Below are 19,160 nucleotides of genomic sequence, written 5' to 3' on the forward strand. Positions count from 1 at the left end.
GATCTGACAGGAAGCTGAAGAGAATTGCTTGTACGACGCTGCAGCGCCGTTTGCTCCTGCCTGCCATGAATGCAAACGGCGCCCTTGAGTGCCGCAGAAATGCCTGGAGGATCAACAGCGGCTGACAAGCGTCTTCAATACCGACTTGAAGGTTTCGATCTGTTCGTCGCTGAAATCGGCGAATACCTTGTCCTGCTGCTCCCGTGCGATGGCCCACAAATCGTCTGTCTGCTCGATACCCGCAGCGGTCAACCTGACGCGACTGTCATCATCGTTGACCAGCCCCTTGCGTTTTAGATTGGCTATCGCCTCATCAATTTCCCGGACCGGCATCGCCACCTCGCGCAACAGGTCGCCGGGACTGAGCCTGGCGTCGTTTTCCAATACCATCAACATCCGCGCCTCGCTGGTACGCAGGCCCGTGGACAACTGCCGGGGCTGATAGCTCGACTGGTAAGCCCGCACTGCCTGCGTCATCAGGTAGTACAAGTTGTGGCTAAGGCGTCCCTGGAAATGACTGCTCGGCGGCTGGCTTTCATCGCGTTTGGTCATGCGCGTATGAGGCAAGACCATGGAGTAGGCGCCTTGGTGATACAGCAATGGCGAGCGACCGAAATCGTCGAAGGCCACTACTTTGCCGATCATGATCCAGTGGTCGCCACCGTCCACCTGCTGGTACTTCTCGCAGTGAAAACGCGCCGAGCAATCGGCGAATACCGGAGAGCCACCCTCCCCGGATTCGTACTCGATTTCAGCGAAGCGATCTTCCTTGGGCCGGGTAAAGTTGTTGGAGAGATCGATCTGGTCCGCGGCCAGTACATTGACCGCGAAATGGCTGGCCTGCTCGAACACCTCATGACTGTTGGAGCGTTTATCGATACTCCACAGCACCAGAGGCGGATCGAGGGACACCGAGTTGAAGCTGTTGGCGGTGACCCCGACTTTGCGCCCGGAGGCGGTGGCGGCCGTCACCACGGTCACCCCGGTAGCGAAGTTGCCCAGTGCCCGGCGAAACGCCCGCGGGTCGAAGGTGGTTTCAGTGGCTGCGCGAACGCTGTGATCAGTCATGCAAGACTCCCGGACGGCTTCCATGAGCCGTCCTGATTGTTGTTATGAAGGCGGGTTCAGATCATGCTCGGGTCAGGCTCCAGACCCATCAGTTCGCGACCGAGGATCTGTGCACAGACGTCGTAGTCGGTGTAGGCATGGGCACCCGTCATGTGTGAATCGCGGAACAGACGCTGCATCTCGTTATGTTCGAACCAGGCATTGCCACCGGCCGCCTCGAACAGCCGATCCACGGCCTGGATGCACATTTTGGTGGCGTAGGCCTGATTAGTGCGCCAGAACGCCAGGGTTTCGCGGCTTGGATAGCGTTGCTGTTCACTGTGTTCAGCGTGCTCCTGCCAAGTCTTCTCGAGAAAAGCCCGGGCGGCGGCGACCTGGTGAGTCGACTCGGCCAGACGCATCAACGCTGGGGTCGCGGCACCGACCGCCGCACCGGTGTATGCCCGCACGCGGGTCTTGGTCTTTTCGCGGAACACTTCAAGCATCCGCTCGGCCACACCCAGGCTCACGGTGGAGAACCCGCTGGCGAAATAAGGACGGTACGGCGAGTAGAAGATTTTGCTGTCTGGGTACAAACCGAAGCCCGCGGACTTGCCTTCCATCATGTCCTTGGCTTTCTGGATCCGGTGTTCCGGCACCCGCACATTGTCGATGATCAAAGTCTTGGTGCCGCTGCCTTTCATACCGGCGGCGAACCAGTCGTCACGAATCTGATAATCACTGCGCGGCAGAACCGCGAAGCAGTAATCCTGAGTGCCCTCGGCGTTCTTGCGACGGAAGCCGACAATCGCCCACTCGGCGTGGTCGCTGCCGCTGCTCCAACCCATTTCACCACTGAACAGCACTCCGCCTTCGATTTCCTCGGTGCGACCAAAAGGCGCGATGCTGCTACTCGCGGTGGCATTCGGATCATCGCCCCAGACTTCCTGCTGCAGTTCGGCCGAGAACAGCGCCAATTGATGACTGTGGGTGCAAAGCAGGCTCATGGCCCAGGCGGTACTGGCACAGGCACCCGCGAGCAAGGCAATGCAATCGGCAAACTGGGGCAGTGATAGCTCCAAGCCACCGAAGGCTTTCGGCTGAAAAGCACGGTGCAAACCGATGCTTTTCAGCAGCGCAATATTCTCGTCGGGAACCTTGCGATCCTGCTCCGCCTGGAAGGCGTTTGCAGCGATGGTCGGCAGGATGGACTTCAGGTCTTCTAGGAGCGGGTTTGGCTTTTTCATGGATGGCCCTGCTTATTATTGGATGTCCAGGCGACTCCCGAAATTGCAGAGTGGCGCTGGATGCAGAGCCAGTATGGAGACACCCATCCTGGTAGAAAATGCACCTTCCAGAGCCAAGATTGTACTTTTCAAAGGCGATGAGCCGAAGCTGCCGAACACATCCTTACGGCGCTGGCAGCCACAGACATAGGCTCCGGCAGCCACAGTCAAGCCAGCCTGGAACCCATGGATTAACCTCGCGCTTTTCTTTATTCGCGACCAGGAAAACCCCATGAGCGATATTCCACTGCTGCCCCAAGTTGAAGCCTTCCTCAGTCGAAGCCATGCGCTGTTCATCGACGGTGGCTACGTTCAGGGTCATTCCAGCCAGACGCTGGAGGTGATCAACCCTGCCACTGGCCAGGTCATCACCCGAGTCGCCGACGCAGACCCTGTCGATATCGATGCGGCAGTGGCGTCGGCCAACCGCGGCTTCAAGCATTGGTCCCAGGTGGCACCGGCGACTCGCGCAACCGTGCTGATGAAACTGGCCGACCTGCTGGAGCAAAACCGCGAGGAGCTGGCGCAGATCGAAACCTGCCAATCGGGCAAGATCATCCAGATTTCCCGGGCCTTCGAAGTCGACCAGGCCGCGCATTTTCTGCGTTATTACGCTGGCTGGGCGACCAAGATCAGCGGTCAGACCCTCACCCCGTCACTGCCCTCCTTCGCTGGCGAACGCTATACCGCCTTCACCCTTCGCGAACCCGTCGGGGTGGTCGTCGGCATCGTGCCGTGGAATTTCTCGACCATGATCGCCATCTGGAAACTCGCCTCGGCGCTGGTGACCGGCTGCAGCATCATCATCAAACCCAGCGAATTCACCCCGCTGACCATTCTGCGGATCGCCGAACTGGCCATCGAAGCCGGCCTGCCTGCCGGTGCCCTGAACGTATTGACCGGTGGCGGTCTGGTGGGTAAAGGCCTGATCGAACACCCAGGCACTGACAAGGTTTCGTTCACCGGCTCGGTGCCGACGGGCATTGCCGTCGGCCAGAGCGCCATGGGTGCCGGGCTGACCCGCGCCACACTGGAACTGGGCGGGAAAAACTCCGCGGGTTTCCTGCGCGATGTAGATGTGGACAAGGCGGTCAACGGCATCATCGAAGCCGGCTTCCTGCACTCAGGGCAAATCTGCGCCGCCGCCGAGCGGTTCTTCGTCCATCGCTCACAGATCGATCCGGTCATGGACAAACTGGCCCAACGCCTGGGCGCACTGAACATTGGCTCACCGCTGGATGAGCGCACCGAATTCGGCCCGGTCACCAATCGCCAGCACCAACTTAAACTCGGCGAGTTTTTCGCCAAGGCACGAGCAGAAAACAACACCATCATTCACGGTGGCAATCTTATCGACCGCCCGGGCTGCTACGTCGAACCCACGGTGATCCTCGCTAACACAGTCAACGACACGCTGCTCAACGAAGAAACATTCGGTCCGATTGCGACGTTCTTCCCTTACGACAGCGAAGAAGAGCTACTGGAATTGATGAACAACACACCTTACGGCTTGAGTGCCAGCCTCTGGACCAATGACCTGAGCAAGGCGCTGCGCATGGTACCTGCCATCAACGCCGGAACGGTCTGGGTGAACATGCACACCCTGCTTGATCCGGCAGTTCCCTTTGGTGGCAATAAATCTTCAGGGGTCGGCCGGGAGTTTGGCAGTGCTTTTATTGAGGATTACACCGAACTGAAATCGGTGATGATTCGCTACTGAACCAACCACCAATGGATCCACTGAATCACAATCATCCGATAATCGCCCGATAAATCAACGGTAAAAGATTGACTCTCCATCAAACGGCCCATCTAATGGATCCATTAAATAAAAACAATCCGTTAACTGGAGAGTCGTCATGTTCCCCAAGAACACGTGGTACGTCGCCTGCACCCCCGATGAAATTACGCAAAAACCTCTGGGTCGGCAGATCTGCGGTGAAAAAATGGTGTTTTATCGTGGCCAGCAGGGCGCGGTTGTGGCTGTCGAAGACTTCTGCCCGCATCGCGGCGCACCGCTCTCGCTGGGCTATGTCGACAACGGCAACCTGGTCTGCGGCTACCACGGACTGGTCATGGGGAGTGACGGTAAGACCGTGGCAATGCCCGGGCAGCGGGTGCGGGGGTTTCCGTGCAACAAGACGTTTGCCGCCGTTGAGCGCTATGGCTTCATCTGGGTGTGGCCCGGCGATCAGACCCTGGCCGACCCCGCGCTGATCCATCACCTGGAGTGGGCGGTGAGTGACCAGTGGGCCTATGGCGGCGGCCTGTTTGACATCCAGTGCGATTACCGCCTGATGATCGACAACCTGATGGACCTGACCCACGAAACCTATGTCCACGCCTCCAGCATCGGCCAGAAGGAAATCGACGAAGCACCACCCGTGACCACGGTCGAAGGCGATGAAGTGGTGACCGCCCGACATATGGAAAACATCATGGCCCCGCCGTTCTGGCGCATGGCCCTACGTGGCAATAACCTCGCCGACGACGTACCAGTGGACCGCTGGCAGATCTGCCGCTTCACCCCGCCCAGCCATGTGCTGATCGAAGTAGGCGTGGCCCACGCCGGCAAAGGCGGCTACCACGCCGCACCCGAGCACAAGGCCGCGAGCATCGTGGTGGATTTCATCACCCCGCAAACCGAGACCTCGATCTGGTATTTCTGGGGCATGGCGCGCAACTTCAACCCCCACGACGAAGCACTGACCGCCAGCATTCGCGAAGGCCAGGGCAAGATTTTCAGCGAGGACCTGGAGATGCTCGAGCGCCAGCAACAGAATCTGCTGGCCCACCCGACACGTAACCTGCTCAAGCTGAATATCGATGCCGGCGGCGTACAGTCACGCAAGATTCTGGAGCGACTGATCGCCAAGGAACGCGCCGTCGAACCGCAACTGATCACCACGACCACCGCCTGAACAGCGCGACAACTCTGCGAGGACTTAACATGATCGAAGTGGTGGTGGTTTCCCGTAACAACGAAGCCCGGGACATTTGCAGCTTTGAACTGGCCAGCGTCGATGGCCACCCGCTGCCGGCCTTCAGTGCCGGCGCGCATATCGACGTGCACCTGCCGAACGGGCTGATCCGGCAATACTCCCTGTGCAATCGCCCTGAAGAACGGCATCGCTACCTGATCGGCGTGCTCAAGGATCCGGCCTCGCGAGGAGGTTCGCAAAGCCTGCATGAACAGATTCATGAGGGTGCCCGCCTGCAGATCAGCGAACCGCGCAACCTGTTCCCCCTGGCACACGACGCCCGACGCAGCCTGCTGTTTGCCGGCGGCATCGGCATCACCCCGATCCTGTGCATGGCCGAACGGCTGGCGCATGCCGGTGCCGACTTCCACTTGCATTATTGCGCCCGCGCCGAAGAACGCGCGGCGTTTGTACAGCGCCTCAAGGCGTCGGCATTTGCCGAGCGGGTATTCCTGCATTTCGATGAGCAACCCCACACGGCCTTGAAAGCCGCCCAGGTGCTGGCGGCGCCCGAAGACAACGTGCACCTGTATGTCTGCGGCCCTGGCGGTTTCATGCAACATGTGCTCGATAGCGCCCGAGCCCAGGGCTGGCAGGAGGACTGCCTGCATCGCGAGTACTTCGCGGCGGTGCCGGTGGACAGCAGCCTCGACGGGTTTTTTTCGGTGAAGGTCGCCAGCAGCGGTCAGGTCTTCGACATACCCGCCGACAAGACGGTGGTCCAGGTCCTTGAACGCCACGGTATCGAGATCGCCGTGTCGTGCGAACAAGGGGTATGCGGTACCTGCATGACCCGCGTGCTCGAAGGCATACCGGAACACCGCGACCTGTTCCTCACCGAGCAGGAGCAAGCCCTCAACGACCAGTTCACGCCCTGCTGCTCACGCGCGAAAACCCCGCTGCTGGTGCTCGATATCTGAAATGCCTCACGGCGTGGGCAAAATGACCTTCATTCGCGCGCTGGCGGTGGCTGCGCTAAAGATCTCGGCATAACGCAAGGTCGCGTTGGCGTGCTCGCGCATGATGGCTTCGGCCCGCGCGCCCTGGCGGTTGATCAGGGCATCAAACACCGAGTGATGTTGCATATGGGCATAGTTGAAACGGCGGTATTCGCGAACCATGTCCTCGCGATCCACCGCCAGCGCGGTCACCGACGCGAACGGTAGATGATCATTGCGTGCCAGTGCATCGGCAATCGCCGGGTTGTGGCTACCTTCAACGATGACCTGATGAAAACGCATATTCAGATCGTGATAGACCTCGAGGTCGTCCTCGGTCACATAGCCCTTTTCGAACAGTTGATCGCCTTCAACCAGACAGCGCTCAAGGGCCGCACGCGCTTCATCGGATAAACCGCGCTCGGCGGTTTGACGCGCAGCCAGGCCTTCGAGCACGCCACGCACTTCGACGGCGCCGGCGATGTCGTCTGGGCTGACTGAGCGAACCTGATACCCGCGCCCGCCAAACGGCACAAGCAGTCCTTCCTGTTCGAGGGTACGGAATGCCATGCGCACGGGCATGCGCGACACACCAAACAGCTGCGCCGTGGGGATTTCCATCAGGCGCTCGCCGGCTGCCAGCTCCCCGCTGGCGATCATTTTGCGCAGTGCAACCAGCACCAATTGACCGGGTTTACTCATCCGGGCGGCTTCCAGAAACGTGGGCCGCCATAGTACCGCAAGCGACTGCCCCCGTCAGATGAACGCCAGCGCTGCGCGCGCACCGTCTATCGCGCTCAGGTGCTGAGTCACCCGGGAGGGCAGGTAATCGAAAAAGAACCCGGCGCTTTGCAGCTTGGCGGCACGCAACGGATCGTCTTCGGGCAACGCCCTGGACACCCGCGCGGCACGCGTCCATGCCATGGCCAACAGGGCGACACCACATAACTGGAGAAAGTCCGGTGCAGCCCGATAGGGGTACTCAATGTCCTCCAGCGACCGTTCACGTATGGCCTTGACCACACTGGCCAGCGAGTCGCACAGGCTGCCCAGGGCGCGTGCAAAACCCGCACCCTCGGCGCATTGGCCAGCGTGCTCGGCCTCGGCGCGCAATTCTGCCAGCAGCAGGCCGAAGGCGCGGCCGTCATCCCCCAGCACCTTGCGTAGCAGCAGGTCATTGGCCTGAATCTCGTTGCTGCCCTCATAGATCATCGCGATGCGACTGTCGCGCAGCGTTTGCTCAATGGCGAACTCGGCAACGTAGCCATAACCGCCGAAGACTTGCAACGCATTGCTCGCCTGACGAAAACCCTGGTCGGTGAAAAACGCCTTGATGATTGGCGTCAGCAACTGCGCCAGTTGGCCGGCGCACTCCCGCGCCTGCGGGTCAGGGTCATGCTCGGCCTGGTCCAGCAAATGCGCGGCCCAATAGCCGATGGCTCGCATACCCTCGCTGGTAGTACGCAACTCCAGCAACACGCGGCGCATGGCCGGGTGATAGCGGATGGGGTCAGCCGCTTGGACCGGCACCCCTTGCGGCCTTAACGGCGCACGCATTTGCAAGCGCTCGGCGGCGTACTGCCGGGCGTTCTGCCACGCCGCCTCGACATGCCCCAGGCCTTGCAGGCCGACATGCAGGCGCGCCGAGTTCATCATCACGAACATCGCCGCCAGGCCGCGATGGGCATCTCCGATCAGCCAGCCCTGGGCGCCGTCGAACACCAGGGAGCACGTGGCACTGCCCTTGATGCCCATCTTGTGCTCAATGCCGTCACACCGCACACCATTGGCTTGACCATCGTCCAGTCGCTTGGGTACCAGAAACAGTGAAATGCCGCGACTGCCCGGCGGCGCATCTGGCAGACGCGCCAGCACCAGGTGCAGGATATTGGCCGTGAGGTCGTGCTCACCGCCGGAAATAAACAGTTTGTTGCCATGCAGGCGATAACTGTCGTCGCCTTCGGGGATCGCGCGACAACGCAGCAGCCCGACATCGCTGCCGGCCTGCGGCTCGGTCAGGCACATGGTGGGCAAGACATGACCACTGACGATCTCGGGCAAGTAGCGCGCCTGCAACCAGGGCGCGGCGTGGGTCTTGAGACAGAGATAGGCGCCGTGGGCAATCCCGGTGTACATGGCCCAAGCGTGATTACTGGCGTACAGCATCTCTTGCAGCGCCGCGTCGAGCAGTTGCGGCAAGCCTTGGCCACCCAGCCCTTCGGCGCATGCCAACGCGGGCCAGCCACCGTCTACATAAGCCCGATAGGCCTCGGCAAAACCCTCTGGCGTGCTGACTTGGCCTGCGACCCAGCGGCAACCTTGACGATCACCGCTGCTGTTCAAGGGCGCCAGTACGCCCTGGCTGAACCGACTGGCTTCCGCCAATACCTGAACGGCCAATGACATGTCCAACGCCTCGAACGCTGGACTACGATTCCACGCCCGGGGTGCTTGCAGCCAGTGTTCAAGCACAAATTGCATGTCGCGCAGGGGCGCCTGATAGTTCCACATGGGAAACCTCATCGGATAAGAAGAAGTAATGCCGCTTAAAAGGTCAGGCGCGATACGCCGGGTTCTCGATCAACAACGCCATGCCCTGTCCACCGCCCACACACGCAGCGGCAATCCCGTAGCGCAGGTTGTGCTGACGTAACTGCCGGGCCAGCGTCATGACCAAACGCAGGCCGGTGGCGGCCAGTGGATGCCCCACTGCCAGTGCGCCGCCCTGGACGTTGAGCCGGGCGCTGTCCAGCTCCAGTTCCTGGGCCACCGCCAGTACCTGGGCAGCCTGCGCTTCGTTGATCTCGAAACGGTCGATGTCACCCAGGTTCAACCCGCTGCGCTGCAGCAGTAGACGGATCGCCGGCGCCGGGCCGATCCCCATGAACTCCGGAGCCACCCCGACCACCGCGCTGGCCAGCAGCCGGGCCAACGCCGGACGCGTGCAGGCCGAAGCACGCCCCACCAGCGCTGCCGCCGCACCATCGACCACCGCGCAACTGTTGCCGGCGGTTTGCACTCCATCGGCATGCACGGCACGCAAGCGCGCCAGGGCCGCAAGGTCGGTGGGCCGTGGGTGGCTGTCCTGGGTGACGGCACTGGCCCGACGCGCCAGGCTGATGCCCCTCGGCCGATACCCCTCGAGCTCGAACACCTGGTTATCTACCGCCACGATCTCTTCAACCCAGGCGCCGTCACGCTGCGCCTGCAACGCGCGCTGATGGCTATCGCAGGCGTAACGGTCCACGGCCTCGCGACTCAGGCCATAGCGACGCGCAAGGTTGTCGGCGGTGGCGATCATGTCCAGTCCCGGGGCCGGGTCGTATAGAGCCTCCCAGAGAAAGTCCTTGAATTGCACCTCGCCGCCGAGACGAAACCCATCCCGGTGGGTGTAGGCCGCAATCGGGTTGCGTGACATGGATTCACTGGCCACGCAAAGGGCCAGTTGCACCTCATCGCGCAGCTGTTCAGCGGCCTGGCGCAACAGCTCGAACCCGGTGGCGCAGATGCGCTGCACCCCGAGAGCAGGAACCGATTGCGCCACACCGGCGTACAACCCGATATGCCGAGGCAACAAGTAGGCATCAAAGCTGGCCTGGGCCATGGAGCCGGCCAGTACGCTGTCCACCGCCAGGGGGTCAATCCCAGCCCTGGCCAACACCTCACGGCCAACCTTGATCCCCAGGTCGATGGGCGACACCTGGGACAAGGAGCCGCCAAGATCGACCCAAGGTGTGCGCACCGCCTCGAAAATCGCCGCATCGGCAAACGCCGAATACTGCCCCACACCGATCAAGGCTTGGGCCCGGCACGCAGAATCGTGGCATCTTCACCGCGATACAACGCCTCGACCCTGGCCGCGCGCCATTGCAATACCGCGCGCTGGTTGATCGAACCTTTGTCGGTAATTTCTCCGCGATCGATGGACGCTGGCTCGTCGAGCAAGGCAATCCATTCCAGGCGACTGGCATTGCCGGTTGCCACGCGATTGAGCCGCTGCAACCAGTCGACAAACCACTGGCGCACCGGGGCACTTGCCAGCACTTCGGCGTCGCTGGCGTCAGCGTTCAAGCCCGCCAGCCGGCGGCACTCGTAGAGCCTGGGGAACACCAGGGCTCCCAGGCACTCACGGTCCGGCGCGGTAATCACCAAGTCCTGCACATAGGGAGAGCCTTCGAGCACTGCGCGATTGCGCAGCGGACCGACACTGACAAACACCCCTGAAGACAGCTTGAAATCCTCAGCGATTCGCCCGTCGAACATCAGCCCCAGTTGCGGCTGATGGGGGTCGGCGAGCTTGAGCGCGTCGCCCGAACGATAGAAGCCCTGTTCGTCGAACGCCTCGGCGGTTTGCTCGGGCGCCTGCCAATACCCCGGCATGATGTGCGGCCCGCGAAAGCGCCCTTCTAACTTGCCGTCCACCGGCACCAGGCGCACCTCGCAGCCTGGCGCCGGCAAACCGATATAGCCGGCCATGGACAATGGCCCGGTGGTGAAGGTGCAGGACGGTGCGGCTTCGGTCATGCCCAACCCGGCCATCATGCGAATGCGCTCTGCACAGTGCAGCTCGGCCACACGGTCGAGGCGGTCCCAGACACTTTGCGACAGGCCGGCGGCGGCGAAGAAAAACAATTTCATTCGCGCAAAAAAGCGTTCGCGCAACTCGGCGTCTTGTTCCAGGGCGTTGACCAATTCTTCCCAGCCCTTAGGCACCGTCAAATAGGCCGTGGGCGACACTTCCTTGAGGTTGCGCAGGGTTTCGGCAAACCCCTGGGCCGTGGGTTTGCCATCGTCGAGGTAAAAGGTGCCACCGTTATAGAGCACGATGCCCACGTTATGGCTGCCGCCGAAGGTGTGATTCCACGGCAGCCAGTCCACCAACACCGGGGGCTCTTCACCGAACACCGGAAATGTCTGCAAGAGCATTTGCTGGTTGGCGCAGAGCATGCGTTGGGTGGTGATGACCGCCTTGGGTAATTGGGTCGAGCCCGAGGTGAAAAGAAACTTGGCGATGCTGTCCGGGCCGGTGGCATTGAATGCCTGGTCGGCGGCACTGCCGCCCGGGGTTTGCAGCAGGCTGGCGAAGCTGACCTGGGCGCGCCCGGACACTTGACCGCGCACGGTGATCAGCGGCGTCTCGGCAGGCAATACGGCGTCGATCGCGCGCTGGTAGGCCGCGCCATCGCTGACAAACACCAGCCCCGGTTGCAGCAGGTCGCATACATGCCGCAGCTTGGCGAAATCCAGGGACAACAACGAATACGCCGGCGACACCGGGCAGTAAGGAATACCGGCGTACATGGCACCGAGGGCCACCTGCAAATGCTCGATGTCGTTGCCCGACAGCAGCGCCAGCGGTTTATTCGCCGAGAGCCCATAACTCAGCAGGCTCTGAGCAATCGCCCGCACGCTCTCCAACATTTCCCTATAGGTGACACGGCGCCAATCGCCACCGGCCTGGCGTGCGGCAATAAATGTCTGTTCGGGACGCACCCGGGCCCAATGCACCAGACGATCGAGCAAGCGCGCCGGCAACGCGGCCAGCGGCTCCAGGGAACGCATATGCAGCACGCCCTGCTCTTCAGTAACCTCCACCGGCGCACGGCCGATGGACACCTCGCGGTATCTCGGCGCAGGTTGCTCGGGCTGGGGTTGCGATCTGAATTCGGAACTCACAGGGATGTCCTCCAAAGGGCATGCCTACGGACGCCGCTGGGGCGAATCGTGGATGCCGCGTTGTTATTGTTATGTATGACCTGCACGAAGCGGGCACGCTGGCTCAGATCGGGTAATGCCGTGGTCCGTTCTGCAAGGTCACCCAACGCAATTGGGTGAAATGCTCAATCGAGGCCTTGCCGCCAAAGCTGCCGTAACCACTGGACTTGACCCCGCCAAAGGGCATCTGCGCCTCGTCATGAACGGTCGGGCCATTGATATGGCAAATGCCCGACTCTACCCGCTGCGCCAGGGCCAGCGCACGCCCGGTGTCGCGACTGAAGATCGCCGCCGACAGCCCGAATTCGGAGTCGTTGGCCAGGCGCAGCAGTGCTTCATCACCGTCTCCACGCAGCAAAACCGCCACTGGACCGAAGGACTCTTCTCGGTACAAACGCATGTCTTCGGTGACGCCATCGATGAGGGTCGGCTGCAGGATGCTGCCGTCCAGTTGACCGCCCACCACCCGCCGCGCCCCCTTGGCCAGGGCATCGTCGATCAGGACTTTGATGCGCGTACCGGCACTGGCGTCCACCAGCGATCCCAAGACCGAATCCGGCGCAGCAGGATCGCCCGCGCGCAGGGTCGCGACCTTGGCGGTCAGCTTGGCGATAAACGCATCGGCGACCTTGGTGTCGACGATCAAGCGTTCGGTGGACATGCATATCTGCCCCTGGTTGAAGTAGGCACCAAACGCCGCCGCAGCAACCGCCGCGTCCAGGTCCGCGTCGTCCAGCACCAGCAACGGCGCCTTGCCGCCCAGTTCCAGCAAGGCCGGCTTGAGGTGACGCGCCGAGAGTTCGCCGACAATCCGCCCAACGTGGGTGGAACCGGTGAAGTTGACCCGCCGCACAGCCGGGTTGGCTATCAGCCGTTCGACAATCGCGGCGGCATCCGCCGGGGCATTGCTGATGACGTTGACCACGCCATCGCCCAGACCGGCGTCCTGCAATACCTGGCCAATCAGGCGGTGCACCGCCGGGCTTAATTCCGAGGCTTTGAGTACCACGGTATTGCCGCAGGCCAGAGGCATCGCTATGGCGCGAGTGGCAAGGATGACCGGAGCGTTCCAGGGCGCGATACCCAGCACCACGCCGCAAGGCTGACGCAGGGCCATGGCAAAACTGCCAGGCACATCGGAAGGAATGACTTCACCCGTGATCTGGGTGGTCATCGACGCCGCTTCGCGCAGCATATTGGCCGCCAGGCGAACGTTGAAGCCATACCAGTTGGCCATGGCGCCGGTCTCGCCGGCGGCGGCGATGAATTCGGCGCTGCGCGCCTGCAGTTGCTCGGCAGCGTTGAGCAACCGGGTGCGACGTTCGTTGGGGGCCAGCGTGGCCCAGACGGGGAACGCTGCCTGGGCAGCCGCGACGGCTGCGTCGGCATCTTCCAGGGTCGCGGCGGCAACCCGCGAGACGACCTCGCCGGTCACCGGGTTGCGACGCTCGAAGGTTCGACCGTCGCGGGCGGGGCACGACTGGCCGCCGATCAACAGGGGCACGTCCAGCATGGTGATTCCTCTTTATTGTCTTTATCGGGAATGCATTGAAACGGTGTCACCGTAGCGTCAGGGCGCGGCAGCGAACAGCGAGAAACCCCCGCCGTTCGCTGACAGGCCTCAGCGTTTGTACGACTGCAGGCCGGGCTTGATGCTCTTGTCGTCGAGGAACTGCTTCATGCCCTGCTCACGACCGCCTTCGGTGTCGAGCAAGCGCGACTGATCGAGCTTGGCGTAGAGGTAATCTTCGTTCTGCTCCCAGGTCAGCTCGCGGCAACGTTTGAAGCCGTGCTTGGCGGCGCGCAGCACCACCGGATTTTTCTCCAGCAGGTTACGCGCCAGTTCGATGGTCACTGCACGCAGTTGAGCCAGGGGCACGCTTTCATTGACCAGGCCCATTTCGGCGGCTTTCTGCCCGCCAAAGGTCTTGCCGGTCATGATGTAGTACAGCGATTGGCGATGGCCCACGGTGTCGGCCATGGCCTTGCTCACCAGGTTGCCCGGCGGGATGCCCCAGTTGATTTCCGAGAGGCCAAAGGTGGCTTCATCGGCGCAGATCGCCAGGTCGCACGCCACCAGGGGGCTGAAGCCGCCGCCGAAGCACCAGCCGTTGACCATGGCAATGGTGGGCTTGGCGTACATGCGCAGCAGTTTCCACTGCCATTGCGAAGCTTCGCGGCGGATTTTCTCCTGGAGGATTTCCGGGCCGGCATCCACCTCGCGAAAGTATTCCTTGAGGTCCATGCCGGCGGTCCAGGCTTCGCCGGCACCGGTCAATACCAGCACGCCGGCGGCCGGATCCTGCTCCAGGGTTTCCAGCACGTCGATCATTTCCCGGTTCAGGGTCGGGCTCATGGCGTTGCGTTTTTCCGGGCGATTGAGAATGACCCAGGCGATGCCTTCCTCGATCTCAACCTTGACGGTGGTCCAACGGCCTTCGTAATTGCTCATGGCGGTACGCTCTTGTTCTTGGTGTGAAGATGATTCGAAATTAAACCGCAAATTTAGTTATGTCAATTAACTATTATGCTCGATAACCATTTTTTTCACGTTGTAAGACCTAAGCTTTTCAGGCGCTTTGAAAAGACGGCATAGCCAGATCTCGCCAATCTCGTCAAACTAGATAGCCTTCTTAATTTCCATCTTTGAGGATTGCACTGTTAATGGCCAAGCCTTCCCACATCGCCGACGCCAACCAGGCCCCACCGGACATCACCAAGGAGCGTGTGCCGCTGGATTCGGCTCTGGACGACCTGATCGGTTACGCCATGCGTCGCGCCCAGCTCAAGCTGTTCCAGAACCTGATCGCTCGACTGTCCGATCACGACCTGCGCCCCGCTCAGTTCTCGGCCCTGGCGATCATCGAGCAGAACCCCGGCCTGATGCAGGCGGACCTCGCTCGGGCCCTGGCGATCGAGCCACCCCAGGTGGTGCCCCTGCTAAACAAGCTGGAAAGCCGCGCCCTTGCGGTGCGCGTGCGCTGCAAGCCGGACAAGCGCTCCTACGGAATCTTCCTCAGCAAGACCGGCGAAACCCTGCTCAAAGAGCTCAAAGAGATCGCCGCACAGAGTGACCTTGACGCCACCGCAGCCCTTGACGGTCAGGAACGTGAAGAGCTGCTGCGCTTGCTGAAGAAGGTGTATCAGGACTGACAGGCTTACCAGAGCGCCAGGGTATAGAGCACCAGGAAACGGGTCTGGTTTTCATCGCGAAAAGCCGCGCCGCCCGGGAAGTCGTTGCGGTAGATCGACTTGCGCGCCACCAGCCCGACGTCCTTCAACGGGCCGCTCTGGATCACATAGCCCAGCTCCATCTGGAACTCGCGCTCCTTGCGATCCTCGGCATTGAAAGCCGCCAGCTCGATGTTGTCACCGCGTACATAACGCAGCCGGCTCCTCAGGCCCGGCACACCTGATGCCGCGAAGTCATAGTCGTAGATCGCCTGCCAGGTGTGCTCCTTGGCGTTGAGAAAGTCCGAACTCATGGTCAGTTCGCTCATGCCCATCAGCTCAGTCCCGGAGATGTAAGGCGTGGCCGTTTCCCCACTGGAATGCATATAGCCAAGGCTGAACCGGTGACCGCCCAGGCGGTAGCCAAACAGCGCCGAGAGATTGCGGTTGTCCACGTTCCCCGCTTTGGCACTGCCGTCCTCTCGACTGAAGAAACTGCGCAAGTCGCTGGTGAGGACGCCATCGCCCAAGGGCAAATTGTGCAGCAACGCGAGGGTGTCCTGCTGGTAGAGGTCCGCCACCTCCGAGTGATAGGCGCGTAGGCTGAGGTCTTTATTGACCTGGTAGTCACCGCCGACGTAAGCCAGGTGTGAGGTCGTTGCGGTCGCGTTGAAGCGCCGGTTGGGCGCGGCGATGGTCATGGCCTGGTAGTTGGTGGAGTCACGTTTGTTGATGCGGTCGATGTAGCCGGTATTGAGGGTCAGGCCGTCGATGTCCCTGGAGCTCAAGGTGGTGCCGCGAAAGGTTTGCGGCAACAGACGCGACGGGCTGGCAAAGGCGAACGGCAGGAAGATCGACACGTCACCGGTCTTCACAGTGGTTTGTGCAAACCGCAGCTTGGCGGTTGGCGCCAGGCGCGAATATTCATCGGCGGCACGCTTGTCGCTGGCCGAAACCGGCAACAACTCGGTACCGCTGCGGTCCGGTGAAGAGTCGAGCTTGACCCCCATCAGCCCTCGTACATCCAGGCCAAAACCCACTGGGCCTGGGGTATAGCCCGATTCCAGGTTGAGGATGAATCCCTGGGCCCATTCCCGCGCGGCGGTCTTCGCACCGTCGTCCTTGTAGTCACGGTCCAAGTAGTAATTGCGCAAGGTCAAGGTACCGTGGCTGTCATCGATAAATCCCGCCGCCCACAACGGGGCGGGCAGGACACTCAACATCAGCAACGCGCTGATCAGGTGTGGAGTGCGGTTCGACACACTGGGGGTGGACGCCACTGTAACGGCGGCCTTCAAAGGGAGTTCTGGCATATTCGATGTCCATTTTTTGTTGTTGTTTTTGGGGTGACACACACTCGGCTCTCTCGGCTTCGCGGACAAAGAATGGAAACAGCCGACGGTTCTCGTCAACAGCCAATAGCCGATAATCGAACATTAATATTCATATCTATTTTTCTGTTCCATATTGAAACCTACAATAAACATTTGAATTTATTGTGTTTTTTTGATGTTTTTTTATTTTTCTATACGACATTCATTTTTTAGTTATCTTTGTTATCTTAATTGCCAGCAGCCAATCGCGCTCGCCACCACAACAAAAACAACAATGAGGTTTGCCCATGGACAGTCCATCTCGTCGTTCGACGCTGACTATTGCGTTGTGCTTTATCGTTGCGCTGATCGAGGGGTTCGATCTGCAAGCCGCCGGAACGGCCGCCGCAGGGTTGCGCCAGAGTTTTGCGCTGGACCCGAAGATGCTCGGCTGGGTATTCAGCATCGGAATCATTGGCCTGCTGCCAGGAGCGTTCTTCGGCGGCTGGGTCGCCGACCGAATCGGACGCAAGAAAATCCTGGTGCTCGCCGTGCTGTTGTTCGGGCTGTTTTCCCTCAGCACCGCGTTTGTCGAGACCTACTCAAGCCTTCTGTTGGTGCGTTTTCTGACCGGCCTGGGACTGGGCGCCGCGCTGCCCAACCTGATCGCCCTGTGCGCCGAAGCGGTAAGCGAACGCAACCGAGGCACCGCCATCAGCGTCATGTACTGTGGCGTGCCACTGGGTGGCGCAATGGCGGCGGTGGTGGCGATGTTTTCCAGTGAACACTGGCAGACAACGTTTGTCATCGGCGGCCTGGCGCCCTTGCTGGCCGTGCCGTTAATGATCCTGCTGCTGCCTGAATCCAATGCCTTTCGCCAGCAGCTCGAAAGCCCCCTCAGCGCGCGCTCCTCTACCGGCCAGGCGCTGTTCGGTGAAGGGCGTGCGCGAACTACGCTGGCGTTGTGGCTCAGCTACTTCTTCACCCTGACCGTGATGTACATGCTGCTTAATTGGCTGCCTTCACTGTTGCTGGAACAAGGTTTCAGCAAACCCCAGGCGGGCATCGTGCAGATGCTATTCAACATCGGCGGTGCACTTGGGTCGCTGCTCGGCGGCGTGCTGCTGGACCGTTGCAATGCCCTCAAAGTGGTGTTGTTCGTGTACGCGGGATTGTTAGCGGCGCTGGCTGGGGTCGGGCTGTCGGCGGGCATCGTGCCCATGGCCATCGCGGGTTTCGCCGCCGGATTGTTCGTCATGGCCGCGCAACTGGTGCTCTATGCTTCGGCACCGCCCTCCTATCCAACCGCTGTACGCGCCACCGGTGTCGGTGCGGCCGTGGCCGTCGGTCGACTGGGCTCGGTGGCCGGACCGCTCGCGGCCGGGCAACTTCTCGCGGCAGGCGCGGGCACCACCGGAGTACTGCTGGCGACTTCCCCCGGGGTGGTGATCGCCGCGCTGACCATCATCAGCGTCATGATTCGGACGGCGCCGCCGAGCCCATCCAAGCTTGGCGCTGCCCGACACACCGAAGCCTAGAACAGGCGTAACAGAACCCCTCGGACACCAACACTGCACCTGCTCGATGATCAGCTTGATCAACATGGTGGCCGAGCGCTTGGTCGCGCCTTTATTGAGGATTGCACCGAGCTGAAGCCGGTGATGATTCGCCACTGATCGTGCGAAAAAACCCAGGTCCGCCCGGGGTTCGTGGACCGGGCGGCCTCGGGCTTGCCTTGCGACAACGCTCTAAGGCCAAGATCTCGAGTGCGCTCCATGGCGCCCTGCCCTCAGGCCCAGTCTGCAGGGCTTCAGCGCGAGATGCTCATCTCACTATCCAGGCTGCTCCAGCAACAAACCGATTCAGTGCGCGTCCGAATTCAAGTCGGGACTTAAAACACTGGGTGGTGCTGGACTTGAGTGATTCCTGCAGAAACGAAAAAAGGACCCGAAGGTCCTTTTTTCGATCGCCGCACACTTCAGTTGAAATATGCAGCGCTATGTTTGGAGCGGGAAACGAGACTCGAACTCGCGACCCCGACCTTGGCAAGGTCGTGCTCTACCAACTGAGCTATTCCCGCGTCTTGGTGTGGCGCATTCTATAGAATTCAGAAGCCCCGTCAACCCCTTGATTCAAAAAAGTTTTATTTTTTTTCCACGTCGGTCTTCAGATGCGGCCAGGCAGCCCGCAAGTACTGGACCATGGACCACAATGTCAGACCGGCAGACACCATCAGCAAGGCATACCCCATCAGGACCCAGAAGCTGAAATCCGACGGATTGGCCAGCAGGATCACCAGCGCCAGCATTTGCGCGGCGGTTTTCCATTTGCCCAGGTTGGACACCGCGACGTGCGCGCGGGCACCGAGTTCGGCCATCCACTCCCGCAGGGCAGATACAACGATTTCTCGACCGATGATGACGGCAGCCGGCAACGTGAGCCAGAGGTTGCCGTGTTCCTGCACCAACAGCACCAGGGCAACGGCAACCATCAACTTGTCGGCAACGGGATCGAGAAAAGCACCGAACGGGGTACTTTGCTCAAGACGGCGGGCCAGATACCCGTCCAGCCAGTCCGTGGCAGCGGCAAATGCGAAGACAGAGGCTGACGCCACGTAGCTCCATTGGTAAGGCAGGTAGAACAGTAAAATAAAGATCGGGATGAGCAGGACGCGTAGAACGGTAATCAGATTAGGGATATTCATCGGCA

15 protein-coding genes and 1 tRNA gene are annotated in these 19,160 nt (G+C 61.0%); 5 read left to right on the plus strand and 11 right to left on the minus strand.

The window, feature by feature from the left end; all coding sequences use genetic code 11:
- Positions 1-111: 111 nt before the first annotated feature.
- Both GQ39_RS10905 and GQ39_RS10910 read right to left on the minus strand, forming a co-directional pair.
- Positions 112-1,068, minus strand: coding sequence for a p-hydroxyphenylacetate 3-hydroxylase reductase component (locus GQ39_RS10905; RefSeq protein ID WP_047529676.1), 957 nt, complete (start codon positions 1,066-1,068; stop codon positions 112-114).
- Between the two features lie 56 nt (positions 1,069-1,124).
- Positions 1,125-2,294, minus strand: a complete 1,170-nt coding sequence (locus GQ39_RS10910; RefSeq protein ID WP_047529678.1) for a p-hydroxyphenylacetate 3-hydroxylase oxygenase component — start codon at positions 2,292-2,294, stop codon at positions 1,125-1,127.
- Between the two features lie 271 nt (positions 2,295-2,565).
- Between GQ39_RS10910 and GQ39_RS10915 the strand changes: the two genes are divergently transcribed.
- The 3 genes from GQ39_RS10915 (at position 2,566) to GQ39_RS10925 (ending at position 6,234) form a co-directional block, all read left to right on the plus strand.
- Positions 2,566-4,053, plus strand: a complete 1,488-nt coding sequence (locus GQ39_RS10915) for an aldehyde dehydrogenase family protein (RefSeq protein WP_047529679.1) — start codon at positions 2,566-2,568, stop codon at positions 4,051-4,053.
- 139 nt (positions 4,054-4,192) lie between these two features.
- Positions 4,193-5,254: an aromatic ring-hydroxylating oxygenase subunit alpha gene (locus GQ39_RS10920; RefSeq protein WP_047529681.1), complete on the plus strand. Its 1,062-nt coding sequence runs from the start codon at positions 4,193-4,195 to the stop codon at positions 5,252-5,254.
- Between the two features lie 29 nt (positions 5,255-5,283).
- A complete protein-coding gene (locus GQ39_RS10925; RefSeq protein ID WP_047529684.1) occupies positions 5,284-6,234 on the plus strand; it encodes a PDR/VanB family oxidoreductase in 951 nt (316 codons plus the stop codon).
- A gap of 6 nt (positions 6,235-6,240) precedes the next feature.
- Here GQ39_RS10925 and GQ39_RS10930 read toward each other — a convergent pair whose 3' ends face one another.
- The 6 genes from GQ39_RS10930 to GQ39_RS10955 form a co-directional block, all read right to left on the minus strand.
- Positions 6,241-6,954 carry a GntR family transcriptional regulator gene (locus tag GQ39_RS10930; protein WP_047529686.1) on the minus strand — a complete coding sequence of 238 codons (714 nt, stop codon included), beginning with the start codon at positions 6,952-6,954 and terminating at the stop codon, positions 6,241-6,243.
- A gap of 54 nt (positions 6,955-7,008) precedes the next feature.
- Positions 7,009-8,763, minus strand: a complete 1,755-nt coding sequence (locus GQ39_RS10935) for an acyl-CoA dehydrogenase (protein ID WP_047529687.1) — start codon at positions 8,761-8,763, stop codon at positions 7,009-7,011.
- Positions 8,764-8,806: 43 nt separating this feature from the next.
- Positions 8,807-10,048, minus strand: a complete 1,242-nt coding sequence (locus tag GQ39_RS10940; protein WP_047529689.1) for a thiolase family protein — start codon at positions 10,046-10,048, stop codon at positions 8,807-8,809.
- Complete coding sequence (locus GQ39_RS10945; protein ID WP_047529691.1) at positions 10,045-11,928, minus strand: feruloyl-CoA synthase; 1,884 nt, start codon at positions 11,926-11,928, stop codon at positions 10,045-10,047. Before GQ39_RS10945 ends, GQ39_RS10940 begins: the two co-directional genes overlap by 4 nt.
- A gap of 103 nt (positions 11,929-12,031) precedes the next feature.
- Complete coding sequence (locus GQ39_RS10950; protein ID WP_047529693.1) at positions 12,032-13,480, minus strand: aldehyde dehydrogenase; 1,449 nt, start codon at positions 13,478-13,480, stop codon at positions 12,032-12,034.
- A gap of 108 nt (positions 13,481-13,588) precedes the next feature.
- Positions 13,589-14,419, minus strand: coding sequence for a p-hydroxycinnamoyl CoA hydratase/lyase (locus tag GQ39_RS10955; RefSeq protein WP_047529695.1), 831 nt, complete (start codon positions 14,417-14,419; stop codon positions 13,589-13,591).
- A gap of 212 nt (positions 14,420-14,631) precedes the next feature.
- Here GQ39_RS10955 and GQ39_RS10960 point away from each other — a divergent pair, with 212 nt between their 5' ends.
- Complete coding sequence (locus tag GQ39_RS10960) at positions 14,632-15,120, plus strand: MarR family winged helix-turn-helix transcriptional regulator (protein ID WP_047529697.1); 489 nt, start codon at positions 14,632-14,634, stop codon at positions 15,118-15,120.
- A gap of 5 nt (positions 15,121-15,125) precedes the next feature.
- Here GQ39_RS10960 and GQ39_RS10965 read toward each other — a convergent pair whose 3' ends face one another.
- The gene (locus tag GQ39_RS10965; RefSeq protein ID WP_047529699.1) at positions 15,126-16,451 is read right to left on the minus strand and encodes an OprD family porin; all 1,326 of its coding nucleotides are present in this window, start codon (positions 16,449-16,451) and stop codon (positions 15,126-15,128) included.
- Positions 16,452-16,759: 308 nt separating this feature from the next.
- On the opposite strand from GQ39_RS10965, the gene mhpT reads away from it, so the two are divergent.
- On the plus strand, positions 16,760-17,989 hold the full coding sequence (gene mhpT / locus GQ39_RS10970; protein WP_047529701.1) for a 3-(3-hydroxy-phenyl)propionate transporter MhpT: 1,230 nt from the start codon (positions 16,760-16,762) through the stop codon (positions 17,987-17,989).
- Between the two features lie 466 nt (positions 17,990-18,455).
- Here the strand turns inward: mhpT and GQ39_RS10975 are convergent.
- Together GQ39_RS10975 and pgsA are read right to left on the minus strand one after the other, a co-directional pair.
- A tRNA-Gly gene (locus tag GQ39_RS10975) sits at positions 18,456-18,531 on the minus strand.
- Positions 18,532-18,594: 63 nt separating this feature from the next.
- On the minus strand, positions 18,595-19,155 hold the full coding sequence (gene pgsA, locus GQ39_RS10980; protein WP_047529703.1) for a CDP-diacylglycerol--glycerol-3-phosphate 3-phosphatidyltransferase: 561 nt from the start codon (positions 19,153-19,155) through the stop codon (positions 18,595-18,597).
- Positions 19,156-19,160: the final 5 nt, after the last annotated feature.

The organism is Pseudomonas sp. 11/12A, from assembly GCF_000800055.1.
GTDB classification, from domain to species: Bacteria; Pseudomonadota; Gammaproteobacteria; order Pseudomonadales; family Pseudomonadaceae; genus Aquipseudomonas; species Aquipseudomonas mohnii.